At 53.3% G+C, this 24,904-nt stretch carries 26 protein-coding genes; 11 read left to right on the plus strand and 15 right to left on the minus strand.

Annotated elements, in window-relative coordinates; translation table 11 throughout:
• Positions 1-114 precede the first annotated feature (114 nt).
• A complete protein-coding gene (locus tag OGX94_RS19105) occupies positions 115-1,128 on the minus strand; it encodes a LacI family DNA-binding transcriptional regulator (protein WP_149334936.1) in 1,014 nt (337 codons plus the stop codon).
• Between the two features lie 264 nt (positions 1,129-1,392).
• Here OGX94_RS19105 and ascF point away from each other — a divergent pair, with 264 nt between their 5' ends.
• The 3 genes from ascF to OGX94_RS19120 all read left to right on the plus strand — a co-directional run bounded on the left by ascF (position 1,393) and on the right by OGX94_RS19120 (position 4,706).
• Positions 1,393-2,847, plus strand: a complete 1,455-nt coding sequence (gene ascF, locus OGX94_RS19110; RefSeq protein ID WP_257662031.1) for a PTS cellobiose/arbutin/salicin transporter subunit IIBC — start codon at positions 1,393-1,395, stop codon at positions 2,845-2,847.
• A gap of 22 nt (positions 2,848-2,869) precedes the next feature.
• Positions 2,870-4,294, plus strand: a complete 1,425-nt coding sequence (locus OGX94_RS19115) for a 6-phospho-beta-glucosidase (protein ID WP_197385558.1) — start codon at positions 2,870-2,872, stop codon at positions 4,292-4,294.
• A 172-nt stretch (positions 4,295-4,466) separates the two neighbouring features.
• Positions 4,467-4,706, plus strand: a complete 240-nt coding sequence (locus OGX94_RS19120; RefSeq protein ID WP_164562514.1) for a SymE family type I addiction module toxin — start codon at positions 4,467-4,469, stop codon at positions 4,704-4,706.
• A gap of 56 nt (positions 4,707-4,762) precedes the next feature.
• Here OGX94_RS19120 and hycI read toward each other — a convergent pair whose 3' ends face one another.
• From hycI to hycA, 9 genes are all read right to left on the minus strand, one after another.
• The gene (gene hycI, locus OGX94_RS19125) at positions 4,763-5,233 is read right to left on the minus strand and encodes a hydrogenase maturation peptidase HycI (protein ID WP_257662032.1); all 471 of its coding nucleotides are present in this window, start codon (positions 5,231-5,233) and stop codon (positions 4,763-4,765) included.
• Positions 5,226-5,636: a formate hydrogenlyase maturation HycH family protein gene (locus OGX94_RS19130; RefSeq protein ID WP_003037385.1), complete on the minus strand. Its 411-nt coding sequence runs from the start codon at positions 5,634-5,636 to the stop codon at positions 5,226-5,228. The genes hycI and OGX94_RS19130 overlap by 8 nt, the downstream gene beginning before the upstream one ends.
• A complete protein-coding gene (gene hycG, locus OGX94_RS19135; RefSeq protein WP_003037388.1) occupies positions 5,633-6,400 on the minus strand; it encodes a formate hydrogenlyase subunit HycG in 768 nt (255 codons plus the stop codon). Before hycG ends, OGX94_RS19130 begins: the two co-directional genes overlap by 4 nt.
• A complete protein-coding gene (locus OGX94_RS19140) occupies positions 6,400-6,942 on the minus strand; it encodes a formate hydrogenlyase complex iron-sulfur subunit (protein ID WP_003825918.1) in 543 nt (180 codons plus the stop codon). The genes hycG and OGX94_RS19140 overlap by 1 nt, the downstream gene beginning before the upstream one ends.
• Positions 6,943-6,951: 9 nt before the next feature.
• Positions 6,952-8,661 carry a formate hydrogenlyase subunit HycE gene (gene hycE, locus OGX94_RS19145; RefSeq protein ID WP_003037393.1) on the minus strand — a complete coding sequence of 570 codons (1,710 nt, stop codon included), beginning with the start codon at positions 8,659-8,661 and terminating at the stop codon, positions 6,952-6,954.
• A 17-nt stretch (positions 8,662-8,678) separates the two neighbouring features.
• Complete coding sequence (locus tag OGX94_RS19150) at positions 8,679-9,602, minus strand: respiratory chain complex I subunit 1 family protein (RefSeq protein ID WP_003825914.1); 924 nt, start codon at positions 9,600-9,602, stop codon at positions 8,679-8,681.
• 2 nt (positions 9,603-9,604) lie between these two features.
• Positions 9,605-11,431: a formate hydrogenlyase subunit 3 gene (gene hycC, locus OGX94_RS19155; protein WP_003825912.1), complete on the minus strand. Its 1,827-nt coding sequence runs from the start codon at positions 11,429-11,431 to the stop codon at positions 9,605-9,607.
• Entirely contained in the window at positions 11,428-12,039 is a 612-nt protein-coding gene (gene hycB, locus OGX94_RS19160) for a formate hydrogenlyase subunit HycB (protein ID WP_003825909.1), read from the minus strand. Before hycB ends, hycC begins: the two co-directional genes overlap by 4 nt.
• 143 nt (positions 12,040-12,182) lie before the next feature.
• The gene (gene hycA, locus OGX94_RS19165; protein ID WP_003825906.1) at positions 12,183-12,641 is read right to left on the minus strand and encodes a formate hydrogenlyase regulator HycA; all 459 of its coding nucleotides are present in this window, start codon (positions 12,639-12,641) and stop codon (positions 12,183-12,185) included.
• Between the two features lie 198 nt (positions 12,642-12,839).
• Here hycA and hypA point away from each other — a divergent pair, with 198 nt between their 5' ends.
• The 7 genes from hypA (at position 12,840) to OGX94_RS19200 (ending at position 19,351) form a co-directional block, all read left to right on the plus strand.
• A complete protein-coding gene (gene hypA, locus OGX94_RS19170; protein ID WP_003825904.1) occupies positions 12,840-13,211 on the plus strand; it encodes a hydrogenase maturation nickel metallochaperone HypA in 372 nt (123 codons plus the stop codon).
• 103 nt (positions 13,212-13,314) lie between these two features.
• Positions 13,315-14,187, plus strand: a complete 873-nt coding sequence (gene hypB / locus OGX94_RS19175; protein WP_003037409.1) for a hydrogenase nickel incorporation protein HypB — start codon at positions 13,315-13,317, stop codon at positions 14,185-14,187.
• On the plus strand, positions 14,178-14,450 hold the full coding sequence (gene hypC / locus OGX94_RS19180; protein ID WP_003037411.1) for a hydrogenase 3 maturation protein HypC: 273 nt from the start codon (positions 14,178-14,180) through the stop codon (positions 14,448-14,450). Before hypB ends, hypC begins: the two co-directional genes overlap by 10 nt.
• Complete coding sequence (gene hypD, locus OGX94_RS19185; RefSeq protein WP_003825899.1) at positions 14,451-15,572, plus strand: hydrogenase formation protein HypD; 1,122 nt, start codon at positions 14,451-14,453, stop codon at positions 15,570-15,572. It abuts the gene before it with no gap.
• Positions 15,569-16,579, plus strand: a complete 1,011-nt coding sequence (gene hypE / locus OGX94_RS19190) for a hydrogenase maturation carbamoyl dehydratase HypE (protein WP_003825897.1) — start codon at positions 15,569-15,571, stop codon at positions 16,577-16,579. The genes hypD and hypE overlap by 4 nt, the downstream gene beginning before the upstream one ends.
• Positions 16,580-16,799: 220 nt before the next feature.
• Positions 16,800-18,878, plus strand: coding sequence for a formate hydrogenlyase transcriptional activator FlhA (gene flhA, locus OGX94_RS19195; protein ID WP_032944751.1), 2,079 nt, complete (start codon positions 16,800-16,802; stop codon positions 18,876-18,878).
• A 44-nt stretch (positions 18,879-18,922) separates the two neighbouring features.
• Positions 18,923-19,351, plus strand: coding sequence for a TOBE domain-containing protein (locus OGX94_RS19200; protein WP_257662033.1), 429 nt, complete (start codon positions 18,923-18,925; stop codon positions 19,349-19,351).
• A gap of 122 nt (positions 19,352-19,473) precedes the next feature.
• Here OGX94_RS19200 and OGX94_RS19205 read toward each other — a convergent pair whose 3' ends face one another.
• The 3 genes from OGX94_RS19205 to dcuC form a co-directional block, all read right to left on the minus strand.
• Positions 19,474-19,818, minus strand: coding sequence for a nitrous oxide-stimulated promoter family protein (locus tag OGX94_RS19205; protein WP_257662145.1), 345 nt, complete (start codon positions 19,816-19,818; stop codon positions 19,474-19,476).
• A gap of 86 nt (positions 19,819-19,904) precedes the next feature.
• Entirely contained in the window at positions 19,905-21,599 is a 1,695-nt protein-coding gene (locus tag OGX94_RS19210; protein WP_257662034.1) for an NAD-dependent malic enzyme, read from the minus strand.
• A gap of 51 nt (positions 21,600-21,650) precedes the next feature.
• On the minus strand, positions 21,651-23,018 hold the full coding sequence (dcuC, locus tag OGX94_RS19215; protein ID WP_003825883.1) for a C4-dicarboxylate transporter DcuC: 1,368 nt from the start codon (positions 23,016-23,018) through the stop codon (positions 21,651-21,653).
• Positions 23,019-23,372: 354 nt separating this feature from the next.
• Here dcuC and OGX94_RS19220 point away from each other — a divergent pair, with 354 nt between their 5' ends.
• Positions 23,373-24,266 (plus strand): MurR/RpiR family transcriptional regulator, encoded by an 894-nt coding sequence (locus OGX94_RS19220; RefSeq protein ID WP_003825882.1) that lies wholly within the window; start codon positions 23,373-23,375, stop codon positions 24,264-24,266.
• 46 nt (positions 24,267-24,312) lie between these two features.
• Here OGX94_RS19220 and OGX94_RS19225 read toward each other — a convergent pair whose 3' ends face one another.
• Positions 24,313-24,471, minus strand: a complete 159-nt coding sequence (locus OGX94_RS19225; RefSeq protein WP_286569773.1) for a hypothetical protein — start codon at positions 24,469-24,471, stop codon at positions 24,313-24,315.
• 192 nt (positions 24,472-24,663) lie between these two features.
• The coding region (locus tag OGX94_RS19230) for an IS5/IS1182 family transposase (RefSeq protein WP_031493805.1) at positions 24,664-24,904 on the minus strand (241 nt) is incomplete at its 5' end.

A 24,904-nucleotide genomic window follows, 5' to 3' on the forward strand; every position in this document is an offset into this window, starting at 1 on the left:
GAAACATACACAAATCGTGCCAGAATTTAATTTGCTGTTATTAAAGGAATTTTGTTTTGAAGTACGCAAGAAGGGTGTGTCATCGTCACTAGTGACGATGACAAATGACAGCCGTCAGCGCGAAGCGGGAGGCGCAACTGAGTCGCGCGCAATGAGTTCACCGGTGAAAGTTTTTGGCGGCGTAAACGCCCCGTCACCCAACATAAAGATCAGGCGCCCAATCGTTTCCTGAATCATTTCTGTTACCGGAATTTTAACGCTGGAAAGCGCCGGAATAGTGTATGGCGCGAGGGCGATATCATCAAAGCCAATCACCGACACCTGTGCGGGAACGCTCACACCATGCCCGTGCAACTGCTTCATCGCGCCGATCGCCATATCGTCATTGCTGGCCACCAATGCGGTAAAATTGACCTTGCGCGAAAGCAAAGTATCCACACCCGCAGCGCCGCAGGCTGGCGTCCATTTCCCTTTAACAATCAGATCATTATTTAGCGCGAGACCATGATGTGCCAGCGCGTCTTTATAGCCTGAAAGTCGCTCCACGCCGGTTGGCGAATCCATCGAGCCGGTAATAAAACCAATCTCTTTATGCCCGGCGGCAATGAGCTGAGTAACGGCGTTAAAGCTGGTCTGCTTTTGATCGCACCATACGCTGTGGCTACTGTTTTTCCGCAGGCGTCGATTAAGCACCATAATCGGCTGGCTGTGGGCATCGATGATATCGTCTATCTCATCCACGCTGAGAAAACGCGGATAAATCATAATCGCGTCACAGCGCAGGTCGAGCAGGTACTGGATCGCCTGGCGCTCTTCCTCAGCGCTGTGCTTACCGTCAGCCAGTAACAGCTGGCGTCCTTTATCTTCCGCCATCCGCGCGGTATGAAACAGCAGCTCGCTGAAATAGACGCCGTGATAAAGGGTATTCGTTACCACCAGACCCAGCGTCTGCGTGGTTTTCGCCGCCAGACTGCGCGCCAGCAAATTTGGGCGGTAACCACTCTCTTTAATGGCCTGAAACACGCGGTCTTTGGTTTCCTGGCTGACATAGCCGTTTCCGGAAAGCACCCGGGAAACCGTCGCTTTCGACACCCCGGCACGCTTCGCCACCTCCAGCATCGTGGTCATATTACTCATCCCTTTTCTCTCAATGTGACGCAGTGTACTTCACCGTTTTGCCGCTGTCCTTGCTGCTAAATCACAGACGCTGACATCTGGTGATCGGAGTCACAATTACAAAAAATGATCAAAATTAAACCTTGATCAATTAATGCAATTTAAACATGATTTTGTGGAACCGGTTTCCTATCTGCGTTTCATCAACTCAGAAAAGCGACCCACGTAAACGGATAAAACATAACGTACTCTACTGATAAAACAGGATTAAATCCGATGTCCAAGAATTATGCGGCGCTGGCGCGCTCCGTTGTGACGGCTCTGGGAGGCGTCAACAACATCACAGCAGTGACCCACTGTATGACCCGTTTGCGTTTCGTTCTCAAAGATGACTCGCTGGTCGACAGTGCTACGCTGAAAACCCTCACTGGCGTGCTCGGCGTGGTGCGTAACGAGAACCAGTGTCAGGTGATTATCGGCAACACCGTTTCGCAGGCGTATCGTGAAGTGGTCAGCCTGTTGCCTGCCAACATGCAGCCTGCTGAGCCGCAAATCAAACCCCAACTGACGCTGAAGCGGATTGGCGCGGGGATCCTTGATGCGCTGATCGGCACTATGTCGCCGTTGATCCCGGCGATTATCGGCGGATCAATGCTCAAGCTGCTGGCGATGGTTCTGGAAATGACTGGCGTGCTGGTGAAAGGATCGTCCACACTCACCATTCTGACCGTTATCGGTGACGGCGCATTCTTCTTCCTGCCGCTGATGGTCGCCGCGTCGGCCGCTATCAAATTCAAAACCAACATGTCGCTGGCTATCGCCATCGCGGGCGTACTGGTGCATCCCAGCTTTATCGACCTGATGGCGAAGGCCGCGCAGGGTGAGCACGTTGAGTTTGCCCTGATCCCGGTGACGGCGGTGAAATACACCTACACGGTGATCCCGGCGCTGGTCATGACCTGGTGCTTGTCATACATCGAACGTTGGGTCGATCGTATAACTCCGGCGGTGACCAAAAACTTCCTCAAACCGATGCTGATCGTGCTGATCGCCGCCCCGCTAGCCATCGTCATCATTGGCCCGATCGGTATCTGGATCGGTAGCGCGATTTCAGCGCTGGTCTATACCATCCACGGCTATCTCGGCTGGCTGTCGGTAGCCATTATGGGCGCACTGTGGCCGCTGCTGGTAATGACCGGTATGCACCGTGTCTTTACGCCAACCATTATTCAGACCATTGCCGAAACCGGAAAAGAAGGCATGGTAATGCCATCGGAAATTGGCGCCAATTTGTCGTTAGGTGGTTCATCGCTGGCAGTGGCATGGAAAACCAAAAACCCGGAGCTGCGCCAGACGGCGTTAGCGGCCGCCGCCTCAGCCATCATGGCGGGCATTTCCGAACCCGCGCTGTATGGCGTGGCAATCCGCCTGAAACGTCCGCTGATTGCGAGCCTTATCAGCGGTTTTATCTGCGGTGCTGTTGCCGGAATGGCCGGGCTTGCAAGCCACTCCATGGCGGCTCCAGGTCTGTTCACCAGCGTCCAGTTTTTCGATCCGGCCAATCCGATGACCATCGTTTGGGTATTTGGCGTGATGGCGCTGGCGGTAGTGCTTTCTTTTGTACTAACGCTGATTCTCGGCTTTGAAGATATTCCTGTCGAAGATGCAGCCGCGCAGGCCAGAAAAAACCAGGCCGCACAACCGGGCAATATCAATGGAGCCAGCATTTGACTGGTATGAACTGAGGTTAATTATGTCTGTTTTTCCGCAAGGATTTTTATGGGGCGGCGCACTGGCCGCCAACCAGTCTGAAGGGGCATACCGGGAAGGCGGCAAAGGGCTGACTACCGTCGATATGATCCCCCACGGCACACACCGCATGCCCGTCAAACTGGGTCAGGAAAGGCGCTTTACGCTGCGGGATGACGAATTTTATCCCAGCCATCAGGCGATCGACTTTTATCATCGCTATAAAGCAGATATCGCGCTGATGGCGGAAATGGGGTTTACGGTTTTTCGTACTTCCATTGCCTGGAGCCGCCTCTACCCTAACGGCGACGAGCTGACGCCGAATGAAGACGGAATCGCGTTTTATCGGGCCGTGTTTGCCGAGTGTAAAAAATACGGTATTGAGCCATTAGTCACGCTGTGTCACTTCGATGTGCCTATGCATCTGGTCACTGAGTACGGCTCCTGGCGTAACCGCAAAATGGTGGAGTTCTTTACCCGCTACGCCCGTACCTGCTTCGAGGCCTTTGACGGTCTGGTGAAGTACTGGCTGACGTTCAACGAAATCAACATCATGCTGCACAGCCCCTTTTCAGGCGCTGGGCTGGTATTTGAAGAAGGTGAAAATCAGGATCAGGTGAAATATCAGTCCGCTCACCACGAACTGATAGCCAGCGCCCTTGCGACTAAAATAGCCCATGAAATTAATCCGCAAAACCAGGTCGGTTGTATGCTGGCTGGCGGTAATTTTTATCCTTACTCGTGTAAGCCGGAAGATGTGTGGACCGCACTGGAAAAAGACCGTGAAAACCTGTTCTTTATTGATGTGCAGGCGCGCGGGGCCTACCCGGCTTACTCTGCCCGCGTGTTTCGCGAAAAAGGCGTGGTAATCGAAAAAGCCCCGGAAGACGACGACATCCTGAAAAACACCGTCGATTTCGTCTCGTTCAGCTATTACGCATCGCGCTGCGCCTCCGCTGAAATGAACACGGGCAATACCAGTGCTGCCAACGTGGTGAAGTCGCTGCGTAATCCGTACATTGCCGCCAGCGAATGGGGCTGGGGAATCGATCCGCTCGGCCTGCGCATCACCATGAATATGATGTATGACCGCTACCAAAAACCGCTGTTTCTGGTGGAAAACGGGCTGGGAGCGAAAGATGAAATCGATGCTAACGGTGAGATCAATGACGACTATCGCATCAGCTATTTACGCGAACATATTCGCGCCATGGCAGACGCGATTGAAGATGGCGTGCCGCTGATGGGTTACACCACATGGGGCTGTATCGATCTGGTTTCTGCCTCAACCGGTGAGATGAGCAAACGCTACGGTTTTGTGTATGTTGACCGCGATGATGCGGGCAACGGCACGCTGGCACGTACACGCAAGAAATCATTCTGGTGGTACAAAAAAGTCATCGCCAGTAACGGTGCCGATCTGGCATGACGGATCTACCGGAGGGGGTTACAGCCTTCCGGCAAAAGTACATATTTTCATTTCATTTATTACATTCCGGATTTGGAATCGTCCTTCCAGTTTCAGGTTTGCCCTCCCCCTTTTTTACTGGCATTTTATTCAGTAGTTTTTAATCCTGGCCATTCACCACAAGGAAGCGTGCATGTTTGATAAAAAGGGTAAAACAACAGTGGCAATCACCAAACCGGTACGTCGCTTGAAAGTCAGCTATGTCAGAAAACGCCATGAAGATCCAAAAACGGGTTACACGCGACGAATCAGTCGTCACGCCTCACTCACGCTGAACGGCGACTGGCTGGAACAAGCTGGATTTCCGACCGGTACGGCAGTAAATGTATCAGTGATGCAGGGGAAGTTAATTATTGAGCAGGCAATTGAATGACGAGGATACACTGGGAAAACAGGCCGGATGTCGTTCACATCCGGCACTGATACGGTTTACTCTTCTGGCGCTTCCAGCTCGGAGAATCCACCGAGTCCTTCCCAACCGGCTAATCGCTGATAGACGGTATCAACCGCATCTTTGATCGGCTGTGTCATCGGGTAGTAAAAACCGACGATGTCCGGTTGAATGCCGAGGAAAATTACCTCACCAACATCGTCTTTCAGCTGATCTACCAGGTAGTTCAGCGGCATGTTGTGGGTGGTCATCATGAACATCTCGGCAATATCATCGGGATCGATAATGCGGATTTCGCCTGGGTTCAGCCCCATATCGGTGGCATCAACAATCAACAAACGTTGCGGGCGCAGCTCGCGGATGGCGACAATATCGTTCTCCGGCGCGCTACCGCCGTCGATGACAACCCAGTTGCCTTGAGGATTTGCAGCACACATTTCAGCCAGCAGCGGGCCCGCGCCGTCATCGCCCATCATGCTGTTACCCACACATAATAAAACGTCAGTCACGGTGTCTCCTCACCATCAGATAGATGGCGCTTTCCTGGTGTATGTCGTGCAGCATGCTAAGCATCAGCTTGCTCCACTCCTGCTGCTGCGGGGTCTGCACGGCACGCGCATCATCGAACGCGCGCGCCAGCATTTGCACATGGTTGAAATCGATAACGATCTCGCCGTATTTTGGCACGCCTTCCATTTTCCGGCGGGCTTCGCTTCCCTCAGCAAGGGTAGCAATCCATGCCAGATATTCGTCCCATGGACAAGTTAACGCCGCTTCCAGGCAATCGATGATCCCAAGGTGGTGACCAATCGCCAGGCTGTAATAGACAACCTGCTGCGCCTCAGCGGGCGTCGCATCGTTCTCATCAATAAACTTACGGCTCAGTTGACTGAACACCACCGTTTCACTCATCGGATACGCGCCTCTTCGACAACATGATTAAGATGCGTGACGATCTCGGTCAGACGCGGATCGTTTTCCGCTTCCAGCCAACGCGCCACCTGATGCTCGCCCTGCCCTAACTGCGTCATATAGTCATCAGCAATCTGGCGACCATAGCGGTATCCCGCCAGACGGCGAGCCTCGCGATCCACTTTCACGCGCAGCGGCTGAACCATGTCCGGATGCAGAATTTCCGCCGGCTGTTCGTCCAGTTCACCCGGCGCACGCGCGTGAATTTTTTGCTCCAGCAGACCCAGCGCCATGGCAAAACCGTACAGCGTTGCCGCAGGCGTCGGCGGACAGCCAGGAATATACACGTCCACCGGTACGATTTTGTCCGTGCCGCCCCATACGCAGTATAAGTCGTGGAAGATACCGCCGCTGTTACCGCAGGCACCGTAAGAGATACAAATTTTCGGATCTGGCGCAGACTGCCAGGCACGCAGCGCCGGAGAGCGCATGGCACGAGTTACCGCGCCGGTAAACAGCAGAATATCCGCATGGCGCGGTGACGGTACGACTTTGATGCCAAAACGTTCGGCATCAAACAGCGGAGAAAGCGTGGCAAAGATTTCGATTTCGCAACCGTTGCAGCCGCCGCAGTCCACGCGGTAAACATACGCTGAACGCTTAATGCTTTTCAGCAGCGACGCTTTCATGCTGGCAATGGATTCATCCACCGTCATCGGTACCGGAATACCGTTGGCGTCACGTGGGCCTAATAAATTGCTCATCAGCTGGCCTCTTTCATATGGCGAGTCAGTTCAATACGGTCAGACGGCACCAGACATTTCTGGCGCTTACAGTCCGGGCAGGTCTCAAAGCTTTCACGGTGATTTTCCGCGCGGGTATCACCGTTGTGCTTAAGCAGCGCAATGGCGTAATCAATCTCTTTTTGCACCGCAAACGGACGGTTACATACGCGGCAATTGCACAGCCCAAAACGAGACTGCTGCAGGAAATCATCTTTCTTCCACACCGCCAGCTCATACTCCTGCGACAGCTTGATTGCCGCTGTCGGGCAGACTTCTTCGCAGCGGGCGCAGAAAATGCAGCGCCCAAGGTTGAACTGCCACGCCAGCTCATTGGTGACCAGATCGGTTTCTACCGTCAGCGCGTTCGACGGGCACGCATTCACACAGGCCGCACAGCCGATGCACTGCTGCGGATTATGTTCCGGTTTGCCACGGAAGTTTTTATCGACCGCAATCGGCTCCAGCGGATACGACGACGTCGGCGCCCCGGTTTTGATGACTTTTTTGATAAAGGTAAACATGGCGATTCCTTATTTCAGCGGCGAGTTTTTACGCTCGATGCTGTAGCGCTCAAGTTCTTTGTACGGCACGACTTTGCTCTTCTTCTTACGCACATCGACCACGGTCATACGGTCAGTACAGGAGTAGCAAGGATCGAGGCTACCGATAATCAGCGGGGCATCGGAAACGGTATTGCCACGCAGCATGTAGCGCAGCGTCGGCCAGTTGGCGTAGGTCGCCGCACGGCAGCGCCAGCGATACAGTTTCTGGTTGTCGCCGGTCATGCTCCAGTGGATGTCATCTCCACGCGGCGCTTCAGCAAAGCCCAGTGCGAAACGGTGAGGAATATAGGTAAAGCCTTCCACCATCAGCGGGCCGCCCGGCAGGTTATCCAGACCAAAGTCGATCATATTCAGCGCGGTGTAGACTTCATTGATACGGACTTTCAGGCGAGAAATAACGTCGCAGCCCTGCTCGCTGTGAACTTCCATCGGCAGCAGACCATAACCGACAAACGGGTGATCGGCGCGGGTGTCACGTGCGTGGCCGCTGGCGCGAACCATCGGGCCGACGTTACTGAAGTCACGGGCAATTTCCGGATCCAGACGACCAATACCAACCGTACGCTGTTCCATGTTCGGCGTGCTGAGCAGCATATCGACCAGTTCCTGCACGTCACGACGCATCTGCTGCGCCAGTTGACGGGTCTGGATCATATCTTCTTTCAGCAGGTCACGACGAATACCGCCGATCAGGTTCAAACCGTAGGTTTTACGTGCCCCAGTGAGGATCTCCGCCATCTTCATCGACGTTTCACGCACTCGGAAGAACTGCATAAAGCCGGAGTCAAAACCGGTGAAGTGACAGGCCAGGCCGAGGTTGAGCAGGTGCGAATGCAGACGCTCAACTTCCAGCAGAATGGCGCGTATCATCTGCGCACGTTCCGGCACCACGATGCCCATCGCATTCTCAACGGAGGTGGTATAAGCGGTGCTATGCGCAAAGCCGCAGATGCCGCACACGCGATCCGACAGGAACGTCACTTCGTTATAACCCATACGGGTTTCCGCCAGTTTCTCCATGCCGCGGTGGACATAGAACAGACGGTAATCGGCGTCGATAATGTTCTCGCCGTCAACGAACAGGCGGAAGTGACCGGGTTCATCGGAGGTGACGTGCAACGGGCCAATCGGCACCACGTTATTTTTCTTGTCGCCCAGTTCGTTGATGAACTCGTAGGTTTCAGCATCGGTAGTCGGCGCCGGGCGCTGACGATAATCCATACTGTCTTTACGCAGCGGATAGAGTTCATCCGGCCAGTCATCCGGTAACACCAGACGGCGCTCATCCGGTAAACCAACCGGGATCAAACCGTACATGTCGCGCACTTCACGCTCGCCCCAGACCGCTGCTGGAACGCGCGGCGTGACGGACGGGAACTCCAGTTTATTGGCATCGACTTCAACGCGGACGGTTATCCAGCACTTGGTGCCTTGCTCCATCGACATCACGTAATAAACGGCGTAATGACCGCACAGCTGACGTTCGTCGTTACCAAACAGCACAGATAACCAGCCGCCCTGTTTGTAGTACAGGAACTCAACCACTTCCGGCAGGTAGTTCACCTTGACGGTGATCGTCAGCTGATCTTTGGTCTGCCAGGCTTCATCCAGCACCACGCCCGGAAAGGCCTGGTGCAGCGCAGCGAGATATTGTTGACCTAATTTTTCTTCAGACATGCTCAAACTCTCTTAAATCACGCCACCAGCAAGGAGACGAACGCTAAAAACGCAAACCCAAAACCGGCCCAGGTCACGCGTGAAGTGGCGCAAAAACGCAGACGCGCCATGCTGTTTTCGAACAGGGCGATGACCAGCACGCCGAGGACCAGCTTGACGACGGCAATCACCAGCGCCAGCAGCAGCCCGCCGGCGGTGAAGGTTTCCATCTGTCCCCACGGCAGGAACACGCCAACGAACATTTGCAGAACGACCAGCTGTTTGAGGCTAATGCCCCATTTCAGCACGGCAAAACCGCTGCCGCTGTATTCAGTCAATGGACCTTCCTGCAACTCCTGCTCTGCTTCCGCCAGATCGAACGGCAGTTTGCCCATTTCGATAAAGGTGGCGAAAGCACAGGCGCACAGTGCCAGAATCAGCGGGATGCTGCGCGCAGCAGGCCAGTGGTAAATGGTATCGGCGATATTGCTGATATGGGTTGAACCCGCAACCTGTGCCGCTACCCACAGTCCCAGCAGCAAAATAGGTTCAACCAGCACGCCGAGCATCGCTTCACGGCTGGCGCCAATGGCGGTAAACGGGCTACCGGTATCCAGTCCCGCGATAGAGAAGAAGAAACGGGCGATGGCGAACAGGTAAATTAAGGTGATCAGATCGCCCAGTTGTGGCAGCGGCGAGCCAACGGTCACTACCGGCAACGCAGTGGCGATAGTCAGCATCACGCCCACCATCACAAACGGCGTCAGGCGGAAAACCCAGCTGGAATCCGCAGGCGCAATGCTCTGACGGCCCAGCAGTTTGATAATGTCGCGGTATTCCTGCAAAACGCCCGGACCGCGGCGATTGTGCAAACGCGCACGCGCCACGCGGGTAACACCGGACAGCAGCGGCGCAACGGCAAACAGCACCAGCGCCTGAATTAACGGATATAAAACACTCATTCTCAGGCTCCTCGTGAAACCACAATCACCACCAGCACCGCCAGCTCAATCAGCGCCAGGCGACGGAACAGCACCGGTGCAGCCGCATTCTGCCAGCCCGGAACCAGTGATACCGGGTTCAGCCATTTACGCAGTTTGAGTACCGGGGCAAAGGCTTCTTTCACCGGCATGGCAAAACCGTGCGCGGTAATCACCATTGACTGCTCGTGATCGTAACCACACACCCACGCCGCACCGCGTGAACGCGATGGCAGACGGTTGCCTTTGAAAATGGCCATGATGATGAACGGCAGCAGCGGACACGCGATCAGCAGCAGCGTGATCATTGGCTGAGAAACGGTGGTGTTCGCGGTTTCCAACGGCAGCGGAACGGCAGAGGAGATCATCGGCAGCAGCCACGGCGCAGCAACGCCGCCAATCACGCAGCAGATAGCCAGCGCGACGACGCTCACCCCCATCAGGATTGGCGCGCAGCAGGCATTTTCAGCTTCCTTCGTGCGCGGTGCGCCAAGGAACGTAACGCCATAGACTTTCGCCATACACATCACCGCCAGCGCGCCGGTAATTGCCAGCCCTACCGCCAGCAACGGTCCTAACAGGCTACCGACAAATGCGCCGCTATTGCCGAGCTTAAAGAAGGATTGGTAGATAACCCACTCACCGGCAAAACCGTTCAGCGGCGGCAGCGCGGCCATCGCCATCAGACCAACCAGCATCGCCAGCGAGATAACCGGCATACGTTTACCGATACCGCCCAGTTTTTCGATATCACGATGACCGGTACGGAACCAGATGCTGCCTGCACCCAGGAACAGAACGCTTTTGAACAGGCTGTGGTTAACCAGATGATACAGACCGCCGGTCAAACCCAGCGCAATCAGCGCCGGTTGATTCAGGGAAATTCCGGTCACGCCAGCGCCCAGACCCAGCAGAATAATGCCGATGTTTTCCAGCGTGTGGTACGCCAGCAGACGCTGGATGTTGTGTTCCATCAGCGCATACAGACCGCCAACAAACGCGGTGATCATGCCCAGCACCAGCAGCGTAATCCCCCACCACAGCGGCGCGTTACCGCCCAGCAACGACAGGGAGAGAATACCCAGCAGACCAACCTTCATGACGACGGTAGAGAACAGCGCCGCAGCCGGTGCGCTGGCATTGGCGTGTGCCTGTGGCACCCAACCGTGCAGCGGAATAATGCCGGCCAGCAGGCCAAAACCTGCCACGCCCAGCAGCCAGATGTCAGACCCGAGCGGCAGCTCCTGGGTGCGCAGGTCAAGAAGACGCAGCTCCAGAGTGCCGTAACGTTGCCACACCAGGTAGCAGGCGACCGCCAGCAGTAGCGTACCAATACGCCCCAGTGCAAACCACAGTTTGCCTTCTTTACTGCATCCGGTAAGGAACACGGCACACAGCGCCATGATTTCCGCCATCACCACCAGCGTACCGAGGTTGCTGGCAACCACCGCACATACCGCCGCGGCCATCAGCAGATTCACCAGCAGGCCGTTAGCTTTCACCTGCGGATGACGATGCCAGTCAATGTTGTACAGGCTGACAAACAGGCCGCACAGGCCCAGCGTAATCAGCCAGATAGCATTCAGCGGAGTAATTTGCAGACTGTGACCAATAAACGGCATCACGCCGCTCACCGCCAGCGCATTAGTCAGAACGGTAAAACCCGCGGCTGCCGTACACAGGCTGCCGACCGCACCGCCAACTCCAGCAATCCAGCCGCTCAGCGATTTATGAAATGAAAACAGAAATGCCAGAACCGCAGCCGCTGTAAACCAGGCTACGCCGCTGTTAATCAGTGAAATTGCGCTCATTTTGCATCCCCACTCTGAGCCTGCTGAAACAAGGTGAGATCGCCGAAATCGGTATTGAAAGTCAGCTCACGCTTACGTTTGCTGGCGCGGGCGATATCCATGTTGCTCACCAGATGCAGGGCTTTGGTCGGACACATGCGCACGCAGGCAGGACCTTGCTCGTCAAAACTACACAGATCGCATTTCACCGCGATGGCACGAACGCCGGGAACCCAGTCCAACAGCGAACTCACGCGAGCAGGCGCTGGCGGAGCCGGAGGCGCTTTTGGCGTATTGGCGTTTGCCGGAATATGTAGCGGACGGCTACCGGAAAACTCTATCGCGCCAAACGGACAAGCGATCCCGCACAGTTTGCAGCTTACGCACAAGCTTTCGTTCAGCTGTACGGCGCCATCAACGCGGTTAATGGCATTAACCGGACACACGGTGGCGCAAGGCGCATCTTCACACTGGTGGCAAAGCTGCGGCGCGGATTCTTTTTCATTTAACATCACTTTCAGGCGCGGCATTGACTGCAGGCCATGCTGGCGATGTGTCTCTGAGCAGGCGGCTTCACAGGTGTGGCAGCCAATACAAAGAGTGGAGTCAGCAATTACAAAACGATTCACCAGGCATTCCTCAGGTGATAGTCATTTTTGACGAAAACATGTCTACCAAATGTCATTTCGACATTTTTCGACATGCCCATTCCCTAAAACGTCGTGATGCAGTATGTAGACCGCACCATGACAAAGTGGGCAGCACCCGAGGCTTAAGCCGGGCTATGTCCCTCAACCAGCTGGCTTAAATTCACCGGCATATTGTTCTCAACCGCGGTGTACAGGCTGTCGTAGACGGTGGCGATTTTTTCGAGATAGTGATCCAGCACCTGCTCGCGATCGCGGTTGCTAATACGCTCATCGACCTTACCGTCGATAGTCAATTCTGCCTGTGCAATCAGCTGTTTATCATCACCGTCTTTCGTTTCGACGTAGTATTCGATGGTATGGCTGTTAAAGCCGTCCGCCAGCGTGACGTAGATAGTGAAGTGTTCAAAAAGGACGAAGCAGAGATCCTTGTCCGGCGCGCAGCTCATCGCATGATGCAAACGCGCTTTTGACAGGGTGATCCCCTGAACCAGCGAGTTGCAGTAAATACGCCACTGGTCCTGTAGGCGACGATGCCGTTCAGCGATGTAATCGGCTTTTTCGCTTATTTCCCAAATAGTCATGTCAGGTTACCCGTTTAGCAGAGATGAACAGCCTTAAGCACATTTCATGCCAAAATTAAATCACTTAATTTTCATATAGATAAAAAATCAAAGGCGGGTGACGACATGTCATTTCGTCATCGTCGTCATTGTCACAAATGAAAAAATTCAACCTGGCATGCTTATTGCTTTTAACACGGCAACTTCACAGGAGGCGGTATGCACGAAATAACCCTCTGCCAACGGGCACTGGAATTGATTGAACAACAGGCCACGCAACACGGTGCTCAGCGAGTAACTGGGGTCTGGCTCAAAATTGGCGCATTTTCTTGCGTAGAAACCAGCGCTCTCTCCTTTTGTTTTGATCTGGTATGCCGCGGGACCCTTGCAGAAGGTTGTAAACTCCACCTCGAAGAACAAGAAGCCGAATGTTGGTGCGAATCTTGTCAGCAATACGTCACGTTACTGACGCAACGCGTGCGCCGATGTCCGCAATGCAACAGCGATATGCTGAGAATTGTGGCCGATGACGGCTTACAGATTCGACGTATTGAAATAGATGAAACTCCAGCGCCGGATGGCGACGCTTAAGCGTCTTATCCAGCCTACAGAAAGAGCTCGTTTGTAGGCCGGATAAGGCAACGCAGCCATCCGGCAACAGATGTATCGCAAGTAAAAAGATCAGGAGTGAGCGATGTGTACGACATGTGGTTGCGCTGAAGGCAACCTATATATAGAGGGTGATGAGCATAATCCCCACTCGGCGTTTCGCAGCGCGCCATTTGCCCCAGCGGCTCGTCCGGCGCTGAATATTACCGGTGTGAAGACCTCAAATTTCACACCGAGCCAGACCGAAGAAGGCGATTTGCACTACGGTCACGGTGAGGCAGGAACCCACGCACCAGGTATGAGTCAACGCCGTATGCTGGAAGTGGAAATTGACGTACTGGACAAAAACAACCGCCTCGCCGAGCGCAACCGTGCCCGCTTTGCGGCCCGTCAGCATCTGGTGCTGAACCTTGTTTCAAGCCCGGGCTCTGGTAAAACCACCCTGCTGACCGAAACGCTGATGAAGCTGAAAGATAGCGTGCCGTGCGCCGTTATTGAAGGTGACCAGCAGACGGTGAACGATGCCGCCCGTATTCGCGCCACTGGCACACCCGCCATTCAGGTCAACACCGGTAAAGGTTGCCACCTTGACGCACAAATGATTGCTGACGCCGCGCCGCGTTTGCCGCTTGACGATAACGGTATTCTGTTCATTGAAAACGTCGGCAACCTGGTCTGCCCGGCCAGCTTTGACCTCGGCGAGCGCCATAAAGTGGCCGTGCTTTCAGTAACCGAAGGTGAAGACAAACCGCTGAAATACCCGCATATGTTTGCCGCCGCATCGCTGATGCTGCTCAACAAAGTGGATCTACTGCCGTACCTCAATTTTGACGTTGAAAAATGCATCGCCAGCGCCCGGGAAGTGAACCCGGGGATTGAGATTATCCTAATTTCCGCCACCAGTGGTGAAGGGATGGATCAATGGCTCTCCTGGCTGGAGACGCAGCGATGTGCATAGGTGTTCCGGGTCAAATCCGCACCATTGATGGCAACCAGGCCAAAGTCGACGTTTGCGGTATTCAGCGCGACGTTGACCTGACGCTGGTCGGTAGCTGTGATGAACATGGCCAACCGCGCCTCGGCCAGTGGGTGCTGGTCCACGTCGGTTTTGCCATGAGCATCATTAATGAAGCTGAAGCGCGCGATACGCTCGACGCGCTGCAAAACATGTTTGACGTTGAGCCGGATGTCGGCGCGTTGCTGTACGGCGAGGAAAAATAAATGCGTTTTGTTGACGAATACCGCGCACCAGAGCAGGTGATGCAGTTGATAGAGCACCTATGTGAACGTGCCGCCCACCTCTCCTACACGGCTGAACGCCCGCTGCGAATCATGGAAGTTTGTGGTGGTCATACCCACGCTATCTTCAAATTCGGGCTCGACCAGTTGTTACCGGAAAACGTGGAGTTTATTCATGGTCCGGGTTGCCCGGTTTGCGTTCTGCCAATGGGCAGAATCGACAGCTGTGTAGAAATTGCCAGCCATCCAGAAGTGATTTTCTGCACCTTTGGCGACGCTATGCGCGTCCCGGGTAAGCAAGGCTCCCTGCTGCAAGCCAAGGCGCGCGGTGCGGATATCCGTATTGTCTATTCACCGATGGATGCACTGAAGCTGGCACAGGAAAACCCAACGCGTAAAGTGGTGTTCTTTGGCCTGGGTTTTGAAACCACAATGCCAACGACCGCTATCACCCTGCAACAGGCAAAGCAGCGTGACGTGCAGAACTTTTACTTTTTCTGCCAGCACATCACGCTTATCCCTACGCTGCGTAGCCTGCTGGAACAGCCGGACAACGGTATCGACGCCTTTTTAGCACCGGGCCACGTCAGCATGGTGATTGGCACCGACGCCTACAACTTCATTGCTTCAGATTTCCATCGCCCGCTGGTGGTCGCCGGTTTCGAACCGCTTGATCTCCTGCAAGGCGTAGTGATGTTAATTGAGCAGAAAATTGCAGCCCAAAGCCAGGTAGAAAACCAGTACCGCCGCGTGGTACCGGATGCCGGTAACGCGTTAGCGCAACAGGCCATTGCCGAGGTGTTCTGCGTCAATGGTGACAGCGAATGGCGCGGTCTGGGCGTTATCGAATCTTCTGGCGTTCACCTGACGCCGGACTATCAGCGCTTTGATGCCGAAGCACATTTCCAGCCAGCGCCGCAGCAGGTGTATGACGATCCGCGCGCGCGTTGTGGGGAAGTGCTGACGGGCAGATGTAAACCACATCAGTGCCCGTTATTTGGCAAAACGTGTAACCCGGAGACCGCGTTTGGCGCCCTGATGGTCTCCTCAGAAGGCGCATGTGCCGCCTGGTATCAGTATCGTCAGCAGGAGTGTGAAGCATGAACAGCGTACAACTCGCCCACGGTAGCGGCGGTCAGGCTATGCAGCAGTTGATCAACAGTCTGTTTATGGAGGCTTTCGCGAATCCGTGGCTGGCGGAACAAGAAGATCAAGCGCGTCTGGAACTGGCACAACTGGTGGCAGAAGGCGACCGTCTGGCGTTTTCAACTGACAGCTACGTTATCGATCCATTGTTCTTCCCCGGCGGCAATATCGGCAAGCTGGCCATCTGCGGTACGGCTAACGACGTGGCGGTCAGCGGAGCTATTCCACGCTACCTCTCCTGCGGTTTTATCCTCGAAGAGGGCCTGCCGATGGAGACACTGAAAACCGTTGTTAACAGCATGGCAGCAACCGCGCGCGAAGCAGGTATCGCCATCGTGACTGGCGATACCAAAGTCGTGCAGCGTGGTGCAGCAGACAAGCTGTTCATTAACACTGCCGGAATGGGGGCAATTCCCGCCAACATTCACTGGGGTGCACAGACTCTCAGTGTGGGTGATGTGCTGCTGGTAAGTGGCTCTCTTGGCGATCACGGCGCAACTATCCTTAACCTACGTGAACAGCTAGGTCTGGATGGCGAACTGGTCAGCGATTGCGCGGTATTAACGCCGCTTATCCAGACGCTGCGTGATATTCCTGGCGTGAAGGCGCTACGTGACGCCACCCGTGGCGGCGTGAATGCGGTCACGCATGAATTTGCCGCTGCATGCGGATTTGGTATTGAGCTGTCTGAAGCTGCCCTGCCCGTGAAGCCTGCGGTGCGTGGCGTTTGCGAGCTGCTGGGTCTGGATGCGCTCAACTTTGCTAACGAAGGCAAACTAGTGATTGCCGTTGAACGCCAGGCCGCTGAAACCGTACTTGCCGCGCTGCGCGCGCATCCGTTAGGGTGCGATGCTGCAATGATTGGTGAAGTGGTCGAACGCAAAGGTGTTCGTCTTGCCGGACTCTACGGCGTGAAACGAACCCTCGATTTACCACACGCCGAACCATTACCTCGTATATGCTAGCAGCCGGTTGGCAGCATGCTGTAGGCCGGATAAGACGCATTAGCGTCAACATCCGGCGTTAATGCTGCATTATGCCTGATACCGCTTTGCTGATCGGGCCAACGGATTGTATATCCTGGCCAGTTCAGTGGCAGGCCATCCGGCAATAATTTACGACTTATACCTATAATTCATTTACCGTTTTCGCACCGTTCTGCGGTGCTTTCCCTGGAAAAGCAATATGTCGTATACACCGATGAGTGACCTCGGACAGCAAGGCCTGTTCGATATTACTCGTACATTATTACAGCAGCCCGATCTCCCGTCTCTTAGCGAGGCGCTTTCGCAGCTGGTCAAGCGTTCAGCGCTGGCCGACTGCGCGGCTATTGTCTTATGGCAGGCACAAACGCAACGTGCGCGTTATTTTGCAACGCGTGAAAATGGTAAACCCATCGATTATGAAGACGAAACGGTGCTGGCACATGGTCCGGTACGCCGTATTTTGTCTCGCCCTGATGCGTTGCACTGCAACTATCATGAGTTTACGGAAACATGGCCACAATTGGCTTCAGGTGGACTGTATTCTGAATTTGGCCACTACTGCCTGCTGCCGCTGGCGGCAGATGGGCGCATCTTTGGCGGTTGCGAATTCATCCGTAACGAAGACCGTCCGTGGAGTGAAAAAGAATATAACCGTCTACAGACCTTCACTCAGATAGTCGGCGTCGTTGCTGAACAAATTCAAAGCAGAGTCAGCAACAACGTCGATTACGATCTGCTGTGTCGTGAGCGTGACAACTTTCGCATCCTGGTCGCCATCACCAATGCCGTGCTCTCCCGACTGGATATTGATGAGCTGGTCAGCGAAGTCGCCAAAGAGATCCACCACTACTTCGACATCGATGCCATCAGCATCGTGTTACGCAGCGATCGCAAAAATAAACTCAGTATCTATTCCACCCACTATCTGGATGAACATCATCCGGCACACGAACAGAGTGAAGTGGACGAAGCGGGAACGCTCTCTGAACGGGTCTTCAAAAGCAAAGAGATGCTGCTGATTAACCTGAGCGAACGTGACATCCTTGCCCCTTACGAACGGATGCTGTTCGAAACCTGGGGCAACCAGCTACAAACCCTGTGTCTGCTACCGCTGATGTCCGGCAATACTATGCTCGGCGTACTCAAACTGGCACAGTGCGAAGAGAAAGTTTTCACTACCGCCAACCTCAAGCTATTGCGCCAGATTGCTGAGCGTGTGGCAATTGCCGTGGATAACGCCCTCGCCTATCAGGAGATCCACCGCCTAAAGGAACGTCTGGTCGATGAAAACCTGGCGTTGACTGAACAACTCAACAACGTAGAGAGTGAGTTCGGCGAAATCATTGGTCGCAGCGAAGCGATGTACAGCGTACTCAAGCAGGTCGAAATGGTGGCGCAAAGCGACAGCACCGTCTTGATTCTGGGTGAGACCGGAACGGGTAAAGAGCTGATCGCACGAGCCATTCACAACCTGAGCGGACGTAACGCCCGTCGGATGGTGAAGATGAACTGCGCGGCAATGCCTGCCGGATTACTGGAAAGCGATCTGTTTGGTCACGAGCGTGGCGCGTTTACCGGTGCCAGCACGCAGCGGATTGGTCGTTTCGAGCTGGCAGATAAAAGTTCGCTGTTCCTCGATGAAGTTGGCGATATGCCGCTGGAGCTTCAGCCTAAGCTACTGCGGGTTCTGCAAGAGCAGGAATTTGAACGTCTGGGCAGTAATAAGCTGATCCAGACCGACGTTCGCTTGATCGCCGCGACCAACCGCGATCTGAAGAAGATGGTTGCCGATCGCGAATTTCGTAACGATCTGTATTACCGACTGAACGTCTTCCCGATCCATCTGCCGCCGCTGCGTGAGCGCCCGGAAGATATTCCGCTGCTGGTAAAAGCCTTCACCTTTAAAATTGCTCGTCGGATGGGACGCAATATCGACAGTATTCCCGCCGAGGCTCTGCGCACGCTGAGCTGTATGGAATGGCCGGGTAACGTGCGTGAGCTGGAAAACGTGGTGGAACGTGCGGTTCTGCTTACCCGGGGCAACGTACTGCAACTGTCCCTTCCGGATATTGCCCCTTTGACGCCGTCTACGCCTCCGGTGGCAACCGAAGTTGCACAGGACGGTGAAGATGAATACCAGTTGATTATGCGCGTACTGAAAGAAACCAACGGGGTGGTTGCCGGTCCCAAAGGCGCGGCACAAAGGCTGGGGCTGAAACGTACAACGTTACTCTCACGCATGAAGAGATTGGGTATTGATAAGGATGCACTGGTTTAGCTAGTGTGGCTATACTGGGTGATATCTCAACGAAAGGAGGCAGTATGGCGGTATCAGCACGTAATCAATTAACCGGAACGGTGAGCGCAGTCGCTACGGGCGCAGTGAATGATGAAGTTGAACTGACGCTGGCTGGCGGCGCAAAACTGGTCGCGATTGTAACCCATAGCAGCCAGCAGGCGCTGGGTCTGGCGAAAGGGAAAGAAGCAATTGCTCTGATTAAAGCGCCATGGGTGACGCTGGCAACTGAAGACTGTGGTCTGAAGTTCTCTGCGCGCAACCGGTTTGCTGGCAGTGTTTCCCAGGTCACAGAAGGCGCAGTCAACGCCACGGTACATATCAAAACTGACGCAGGCTTCGAGATTGTTGCCGTCGTCACCAACGAAAGTCAGCAAGAGATGAAACTGAGTCAGGGAAGCCGTGTTGTTGCGCTGATCAAAGCCTCAGCTATTCTGATTGCCACCAAAGCGTAATCGCCATTCATCACCGCATGGCTAAGTTGCCCGATGGCGCAATGCGCATCGGGCCTACGCGGCAGATGCACTTATTCTCGTAGGCCAGATAAGGCGCAGCCGCCATCCGGCGCACAGCGACCTTATTTTTTCCGCTGGTACTTCTCGGGTAACTCCGGCACTGGACGTTTGTCATCAATCAGGTGACGTACGGTCAGAATCGGGTGACGCCAGAGCATTCTCGGCCCAGCCCAACGCATAATTTGCTTCATCTCTTCGCGTTTAGCCGGTTGATAACAGTGCACTGGACACTGTTTACAGGCCGGTTTTTCCTCACCAAATACGCACTTGTCGAGGCGCTTTTGCGCATAGGCAAATAACGCATCGTAATGCCCCGGCTCGTCTGAAGCCTGCGGGCACTGGCTCTCGTAGAGCGAAAGCATTCTCTGGATCGTCATTTTTTCACGTGCAATGCGTTTGCCGGACATGATGCCTCCACAATTAAGTTGCATAAATAATACACCTTAATCATGAAGGTAACCAAGACCCGAGTACCGCTTACTCGTCACAACGGCTAAATTGCCCTGCGTTTATAAGGACGGTAGTGTGGTAACCAAAAGTTATCTTTTATGCTTTGCAACAGCGCGTCGTCGCTCATCTTCTCTGCCACGCCCGACAGCTGCGCTGCCTTACCGACCTCAAAGGCAATGCTGCGGGTCACCTCACCGATTGTCCCAATCTCCGGCAACAGAGCGCCTTCCCCGATACGCACTAACGGGGAAGCATCGGCCAGCGCACGGCTTGCCGCCATCAGCATAGCCTCTGTTACGCGTGTCGCGCCACTGGCGATGGCCCCCAGACCGATGGCCGGGAAAACATACACGTTATTGCACTGCGCCACCGGAATGGAGCGTCCATTAAATTCAACCGCATCGCAGGGACTGCCGGTCGCGATGATGGCCTGCCCTTCGGTCCAGCGAATGATATCTTCTGGTCGCGCTTCCATTCTCGAAGTGGGATTCGACAACGGCATAACGATCGGGCGGCCGCAGTATTGGTACATCGTGCTAATGACTTCCTGCGAGAACAATCCAGCCTGACCCGACACACCCAGCATCACCGTGGGTTTGGCATTGTGGATAACCTCCAGTAGCGACGGTGCCAGCCCCTCATACTGCCAGTCAGATACAGCATCGGGAGACTGCGCCAGCGGTTGCTGGAAATCAGCTAAGGCATTATTGGTGGTCATCACCAGACCGTCGCGATCCACCATAAAAATGGTCCGTCTGGCTTCGGCCTCGCTCATTCCTTCACTGATGCGGCAGGCAATAATATGCCGGGCGATCCCACATCCTGCAGCACCCGCCCCCACAATTACGATTGATTGCTGACGGAAGTCACGACCGCTGCCTCGGCAGGCCGCAACCAGAGTCGCCAGAGCCACCGACGCCGTGCCCTGAATGTCATCGTTAAAACAGCACATCTCATCGCGATAACGGTCCAGCAGCGGCACCGCAGTATGCTGGGCAAAATCTTCAAACTGCAGCAGAACGTTAGGCCAGCGCCGTTTTACGGCAGCAATAAACATTCCAATAAATGCGAAGTAGTCTTCACCAGTTATGCGCGGATGTCGCCAGCCGATATAGCGCGGATCGTCAAGCAGTCGCGTATTGTTCGTACCGACATCCAGTAAAATAGGTAGCGTATTCGCCGGATTTACCCCGCCACAGACGGTATAGAGCGACAGTTTCCCGATAGGAATCCCCATACCGCCAACGCCCTGGTCACCTAGCCCCAGAATGCGCTCACCATCGGTGACGACGATGACCTTGATATCGTGCCGTGGAATATCATGCAAAATATCGTCAATACGATCACGATCGGGCCAGGAGATAAAGACACCGCGTGCACGACGATATATCCACGAGAATTTTTCACAGGCGGCCCCGACTACCGGGGTATAAACGATGGGCAGCATCTCTGGAAGATGCTTTTTCAACAGGTAATAAAATAACGTTTCGTTAGTATCCTGGATATTACGCAGGTAAATATGTCGAGCGTTGTGGGATTCAGCCTCAAGATATTGTTGATACGCCCGTTCGGCTTGTTCATCAATATTCTCAATGGCACAAGGCAGTAGCCCACTCAGGTTAAAGTCATGCCTTTCTTGCTGCGTGAAGCTGCTTCCCTTGTTTAATAACGGAGATTCAAGCAGTAACTTCCCCGTAAACGGGACGTATAAAACATCGTTTGTCACGTTGCCATCCATAAATTACAACCAGATAAAAAATAAGAGCCTGCATTAGCAGGCTCCCGGGATTCAAATCAGGACATAGTTGGCAACCAGCATCGCCGCGATACCGGCCAGCGCTGGAAGCAGCGTTCTTCTGACGATCATAAACGGCGAACATTCTCCTGCTTTACTCACCGCAATAATGATTCCAGCCACCGGAGACATTGAGCGCCCCATTCCCGCCATTAACTGCATAGGCAGGATCATATTAACGGCGCTCTCACCAAATTTTGCCGCAATGGAGGGGGCCAGGCCGGAGAAGGAGAAAAAGGCGGCAACACCAGAGCCTGTCAGGACGGCGGTGACGCCCACCAGCGCGGTCATCACCAGCGTCATACTGGTAAAGCCCAGTCCTGCGTTTTGCACTGACTGTAACAGGTAGTCCACCGCGCCAATTTTCTGCAGCCCCTGGGCATAGATATCCGCACACACCAGCAAGGAAACGATGCTGGTAAACATGCTACCCATTCCTTTGAAAAAGACCTGTATTCCTTTGCAACAGCTTTTGAAATCCCGAGTAGCCACCAGTTCAAAGAAAAATGCGACGACAGCGCCAAGGATCATCGCCGTGACCACGTCTATTTTGATGGACTTGATAACCAAAGGGCTAAAGACCAGCACCAGTACGACAGGCAGGACGGGTAACAGCGCGTAAATAGCGGGTACCTTTCGGCCTTCTTCTTCCGCTTGCGCCACGCTTTGCGCTCCCGGTACGAAGCCATCTTTTTTGTCGAAATACTTCGCGGTAAAGTAAATCACCACCGCAACGGCCAGCATCACCACCACCGCCACCGGCATCTGGTAATGCGCAAAGTAGATCGCGCTTTCCATGCCAGCATGTTTAGCCGCCAGATTCGCAGTACCTACCGCGGGCCCTAGATCCATAAACGCGCACAGACCAATCATCGCGGCCGCAGAGGCTTTACTGACCCCCAGACGAACCAGAACCGGGAAGAATGTCACCAACAGCAACATCGCCAGCCCCGCCGCACTTGAAATTGCCACATGCAGAAGCTGTGCGCAGATATACCCCAGCGCAAGGATCAGGTAAGGCGCTTTAATCACCTGCAGCGGTCGAATGCACATATTGACCATCGCATTCGACGCTTTAATGTGATCCATATAGCTGGCAAATCCACCCGCAGCCATGATGATAAGACCAATACCTGCAATTTGTGTGGTGAGCGATTCTTTTGCAAAGCTAAAGATATCCAACCAGGTTGACCCCGTGGATTTTGCTTTATCGTAGAGAATGCTGTTTTCAGGATAAAACAGTACGGTAATGGTCAATAATGCCAGTCCTGCGAGTAATAAAACAGTTTGCGGCTGATAATTTTTCACAATTAACCATGCAGCAATAACTGTTATCACTATTGCTATAATAAACGCCGTCATAATAACAATTCCTATGCCATACAAATCGGGTAGGGTTACCTGTCATATCATCATAGCTTATATAGGATAGTAAAAAATCACCCCCATATATAAGCAGCTATAATATGTACGTAAATCTATCGTATTACATACTCAAATATTGAGATTTAATTGTAATGGGTTGTGTGGTTGTAAAATACGGGAAAGGTGTTTTCCCACCTCTTTTTGTGAGTAAGATCGCAACTACATCTGAATGTAGTCGCAGACCTCAGAAAAGGCTGGGTGCGGGTTTCCAACATATTCATTCTATGATTGACGTCGAAAGTGTATTACCCTATAACAACGTTGATATACAATAGTCATCGGATGTTATCCATGTACAAAAAAAACACGTTAAGTCTGGATGAGTATAACTTACTTACTCTTAATATGGGTGATCTAACTGAATCTGAGTGCCGACTCAATGAGTACATTAATAAACACTTCAATGAACTTCCCTATCATGGCATTGTTGACCTCTCGCAAAATGCGATGGTAAGCAAAGCAACCATTGGCCGATTTTTAAATAAGATTGGGTTTACGGGTTACGCCGCTTTTCGCAAAGCATTAGACATTACGCTGTCAAAAAATAAAATATCCGCACCTTTTGAGAAAAACATCAAACTACGTAACAATCCCAGCATTACCACTGAAAGTATCGTTACTGATTTCACCCATAAAGTATCAGAATTATTTAATCAATTTAAAAATAATATCGATATTGAAAGCCTTAATGCGTTTATCGATCTGGTACTGAACAATCAACGTCATATTTATGTCGTCGGCCCGTCATCATCTCATGCAATGGCAACGCATTTTTGTACACTGCTAAAGTACTTTCGCAGTGACATCACCCTGTTACCGACGGACATCAGCGAACTCCCCAAATGTCTCATCAATATTGAGGAAGAGGATGTCCTGATTGTGTTCTCCTACTATCGATTTAATCGGGTTGCCCTCAATATTGCAAAGTGGTTCAGAAAAAAGAATGCCGTCGTGGTACTGGTTACCAATTCAGAAGCGAACCCTTACGGCAAGTTCTGCGATCTGCAGTTTGTTCTTCCCAGCGACGTACAGTCCATTTTTCAAAGCCGTATACTCGGCTTCTTTTTTATCGAACTCATATTGCATTTGGCTTACGAGAAAGGAGATAACGAGGGGAATTTTGCGCAACTGGAGGAATTATTTGTCTTTTTCGAAACGTTTTCTGCATCAGCACACAACACTTAGCTCCGCCAGCCGCCAGAAGTATTCTCACTCCTGGCAACATGACGAATCAAGCTATCTCTGCGGTTTTCACGCGATCGAACTCAGCTATAGTTTCAGCGATTAGCGCGTCGTTAGCCCCGATATATGACAGCGGCTCGCAGGCAGCGGTAATTTCCTCTACAGACAATGATGCGCGGATTTCCGGGCTAGCCTGCACGATCTCCATGAAGCTGTGCTCTCCAGTTGCATGCTTTAGCAGGTTTTTCACTAAGGAAGGTGCGAATAAGCAGGTCATTTCTTCCCAAGCTGACTCGCTGATTAAAATTTCGCGGATCTGGGCCGATTTTTTTCCCGCAAACACATCGAATCAGCCTATTTAGGCTATTTTTTCCACCATTTCTGGCGNTATTTCCGGTTTTTACTGAGATCTCTCCCACTGACGTATCATTTGGTCCACCCGAAACAGGTTGGCCAGGGTGAATAACATCGCCAGTTGGTTATCGTTTTTCAGCAGCCCCTTGTATCTGGCTTTCACGAAGCCGAACTGCCGCTTGATGATGCGAAACGGGTGCTCCACCCTGGCACGGATGCTGGCTTTCATGTATTCGATGTTGATGGCCGTTTTGTTCTTGCGCGGATGCTGCTTCAAGGTTTTTACC

It is taken from the genome of Citrobacter sp. Cpo037, assembly GCF_030332945.1.
GTDB lineage: Bacteria > Pseudomonadota > Gammaproteobacteria > Enterobacterales > Enterobacteriaceae > Citrobacter > Citrobacter portucalensis.

Coding starts and splice junctions, on each gene's coding strand:
- hypE (WP_003825897.1), top strand. CDS start 15,569: ATGAACAGCGTACAACTCGCCCACGGTAGCGGCGGTCAGGCTATGCAG.
- hypC (WP_003037411.1), top strand. CDS start 14,178: ATGTGCATAGGTGTTCCGGGTCAAATCCGCACCATTGATGGCAACCAG.
- OGX94_RS19200 (WP_257662033.1), top strand. CDS start 18,923: ATGGCGGTATCAGCACGTAATCAATTAACCGGAACGGTGAGCGCAGTC.
- hycE (WP_003037393.1), bottom strand. CDS start 8,661: ATGTCTGAAGAAAAATTAGGTCAACAATATCTCGCTGCGCTGCACCAG.
- flhA (WP_032944751.1), top strand. CDS start 16,800: ATGTCGTATACACCGATGAGTGACCTCGGACAGCAAGGCCTGTTCGAT.
- hypD (WP_003825899.1), top strand. CDS start 14,451: ATGCGTTTTGTTGACGAATACCGCGCACCAGAGCAGGTGATGCAGTTG.
- hycC (WP_003825912.1), bottom strand. CDS start 11,431: ATGAGCGCAATTTCACTGATTAACAGCGGCGTAGCCTGGTTTACAGCG.
- OGX94_RS19220 (WP_003825882.1), top strand. CDS start 23,373: ATGTACAAAAAAAACACGTTAAGTCTGGATGAGTATAACTTACTTACT.
- OGX94_RS19120 (WP_164562514.1), top strand. CDS start 4,467: ATGTTTGATAAAAAGGGTAAAACAACAGTGGCAATCACCAAACCGGTA.
- ascF (WP_257662031.1), top strand. CDS start 1,393: ATGTCCAAGAATTATGCGGCGCTGGCGCGCTCCGTTGTGACGGCTCTG.
- hycA (WP_003825906.1), bottom strand. CDS start 12,641: ATGACTATTTGGGAAATAAGCGAAAAAGCCGATTACATCGCTGAACGG.
- hypB (WP_003037409.1), top strand. CDS start 13,315: ATGTGTACGACATGTGGTTGCGCTGAAGGCAACCTATATATAGAGGGT.
- hypA (WP_003825904.1), top strand. CDS start 12,840: ATGCACGAAATAACCCTCTGCCAACGGGCACTGGAATTGATTGAACAA.
- OGX94_RS19150 (WP_003825914.1), bottom strand. CDS start 9,602: ATGAGTGTTTTATATCCGTTAATTCAGGCGCTGGTGCTGTTTGCCGTT.
- OGX94_RS19210 (WP_257662034.1), bottom strand. CDS start 21,599: ATGGATGGCAACGTGACAAACGATGTTTTATACGTCCCGTTTACGGGG.
- hycG (WP_003037388.1), bottom strand. CDS start 6,400: ATGAGCAATTTATTAGGCCCACGTGACGCCAACGGTATTCCGGTACCG.
- OGX94_RS19115 (WP_197385558.1), top strand. CDS start 2,870: ATGTCTGTTTTTCCGCAAGGATTTTTATGGGGCGGCGCACTGGCCGCC.
- OGX94_RS19140 (WP_003825918.1), bottom strand. CDS start 6,942: ATGTTTACCTTTATCAAAAAAGTCATCAAAACCGGGGCGCCGACGTCG.
- OGX94_RS19205 (WP_257662145.1), bottom strand. CDS start 19,818: ATGTCCGGCAAACGCATTGCACGTGAAAAAATGACGATCCAGAGAATG.
- OGX94_RS19225 (WP_286569773.1), bottom strand. CDS start 24,471: ATGGAGATCGTGCAGGCTAGCCCGGAAATCCGCGCATCATTGTCTGTA.
- OGX94_RS19130 (WP_003037385.1), bottom strand. CDS start 5,636: ATGAGTGAAACGGTGGTGTTCAGTCAACTGAGCCGTAAGTTTATTGAT.
- dcuC (WP_003825883.1), bottom strand. CDS start 23,018: ATGACGGCGTTTATTATAGCAATAGTGATAACAGTTATTGCTGCATGG.
- OGX94_RS19105 (WP_149334936.1), bottom strand. CDS start 1,128: ATGACCACGATGCTGGAGGTGGCGAAGCGTGCCGGGGTGTCGAAAGCG.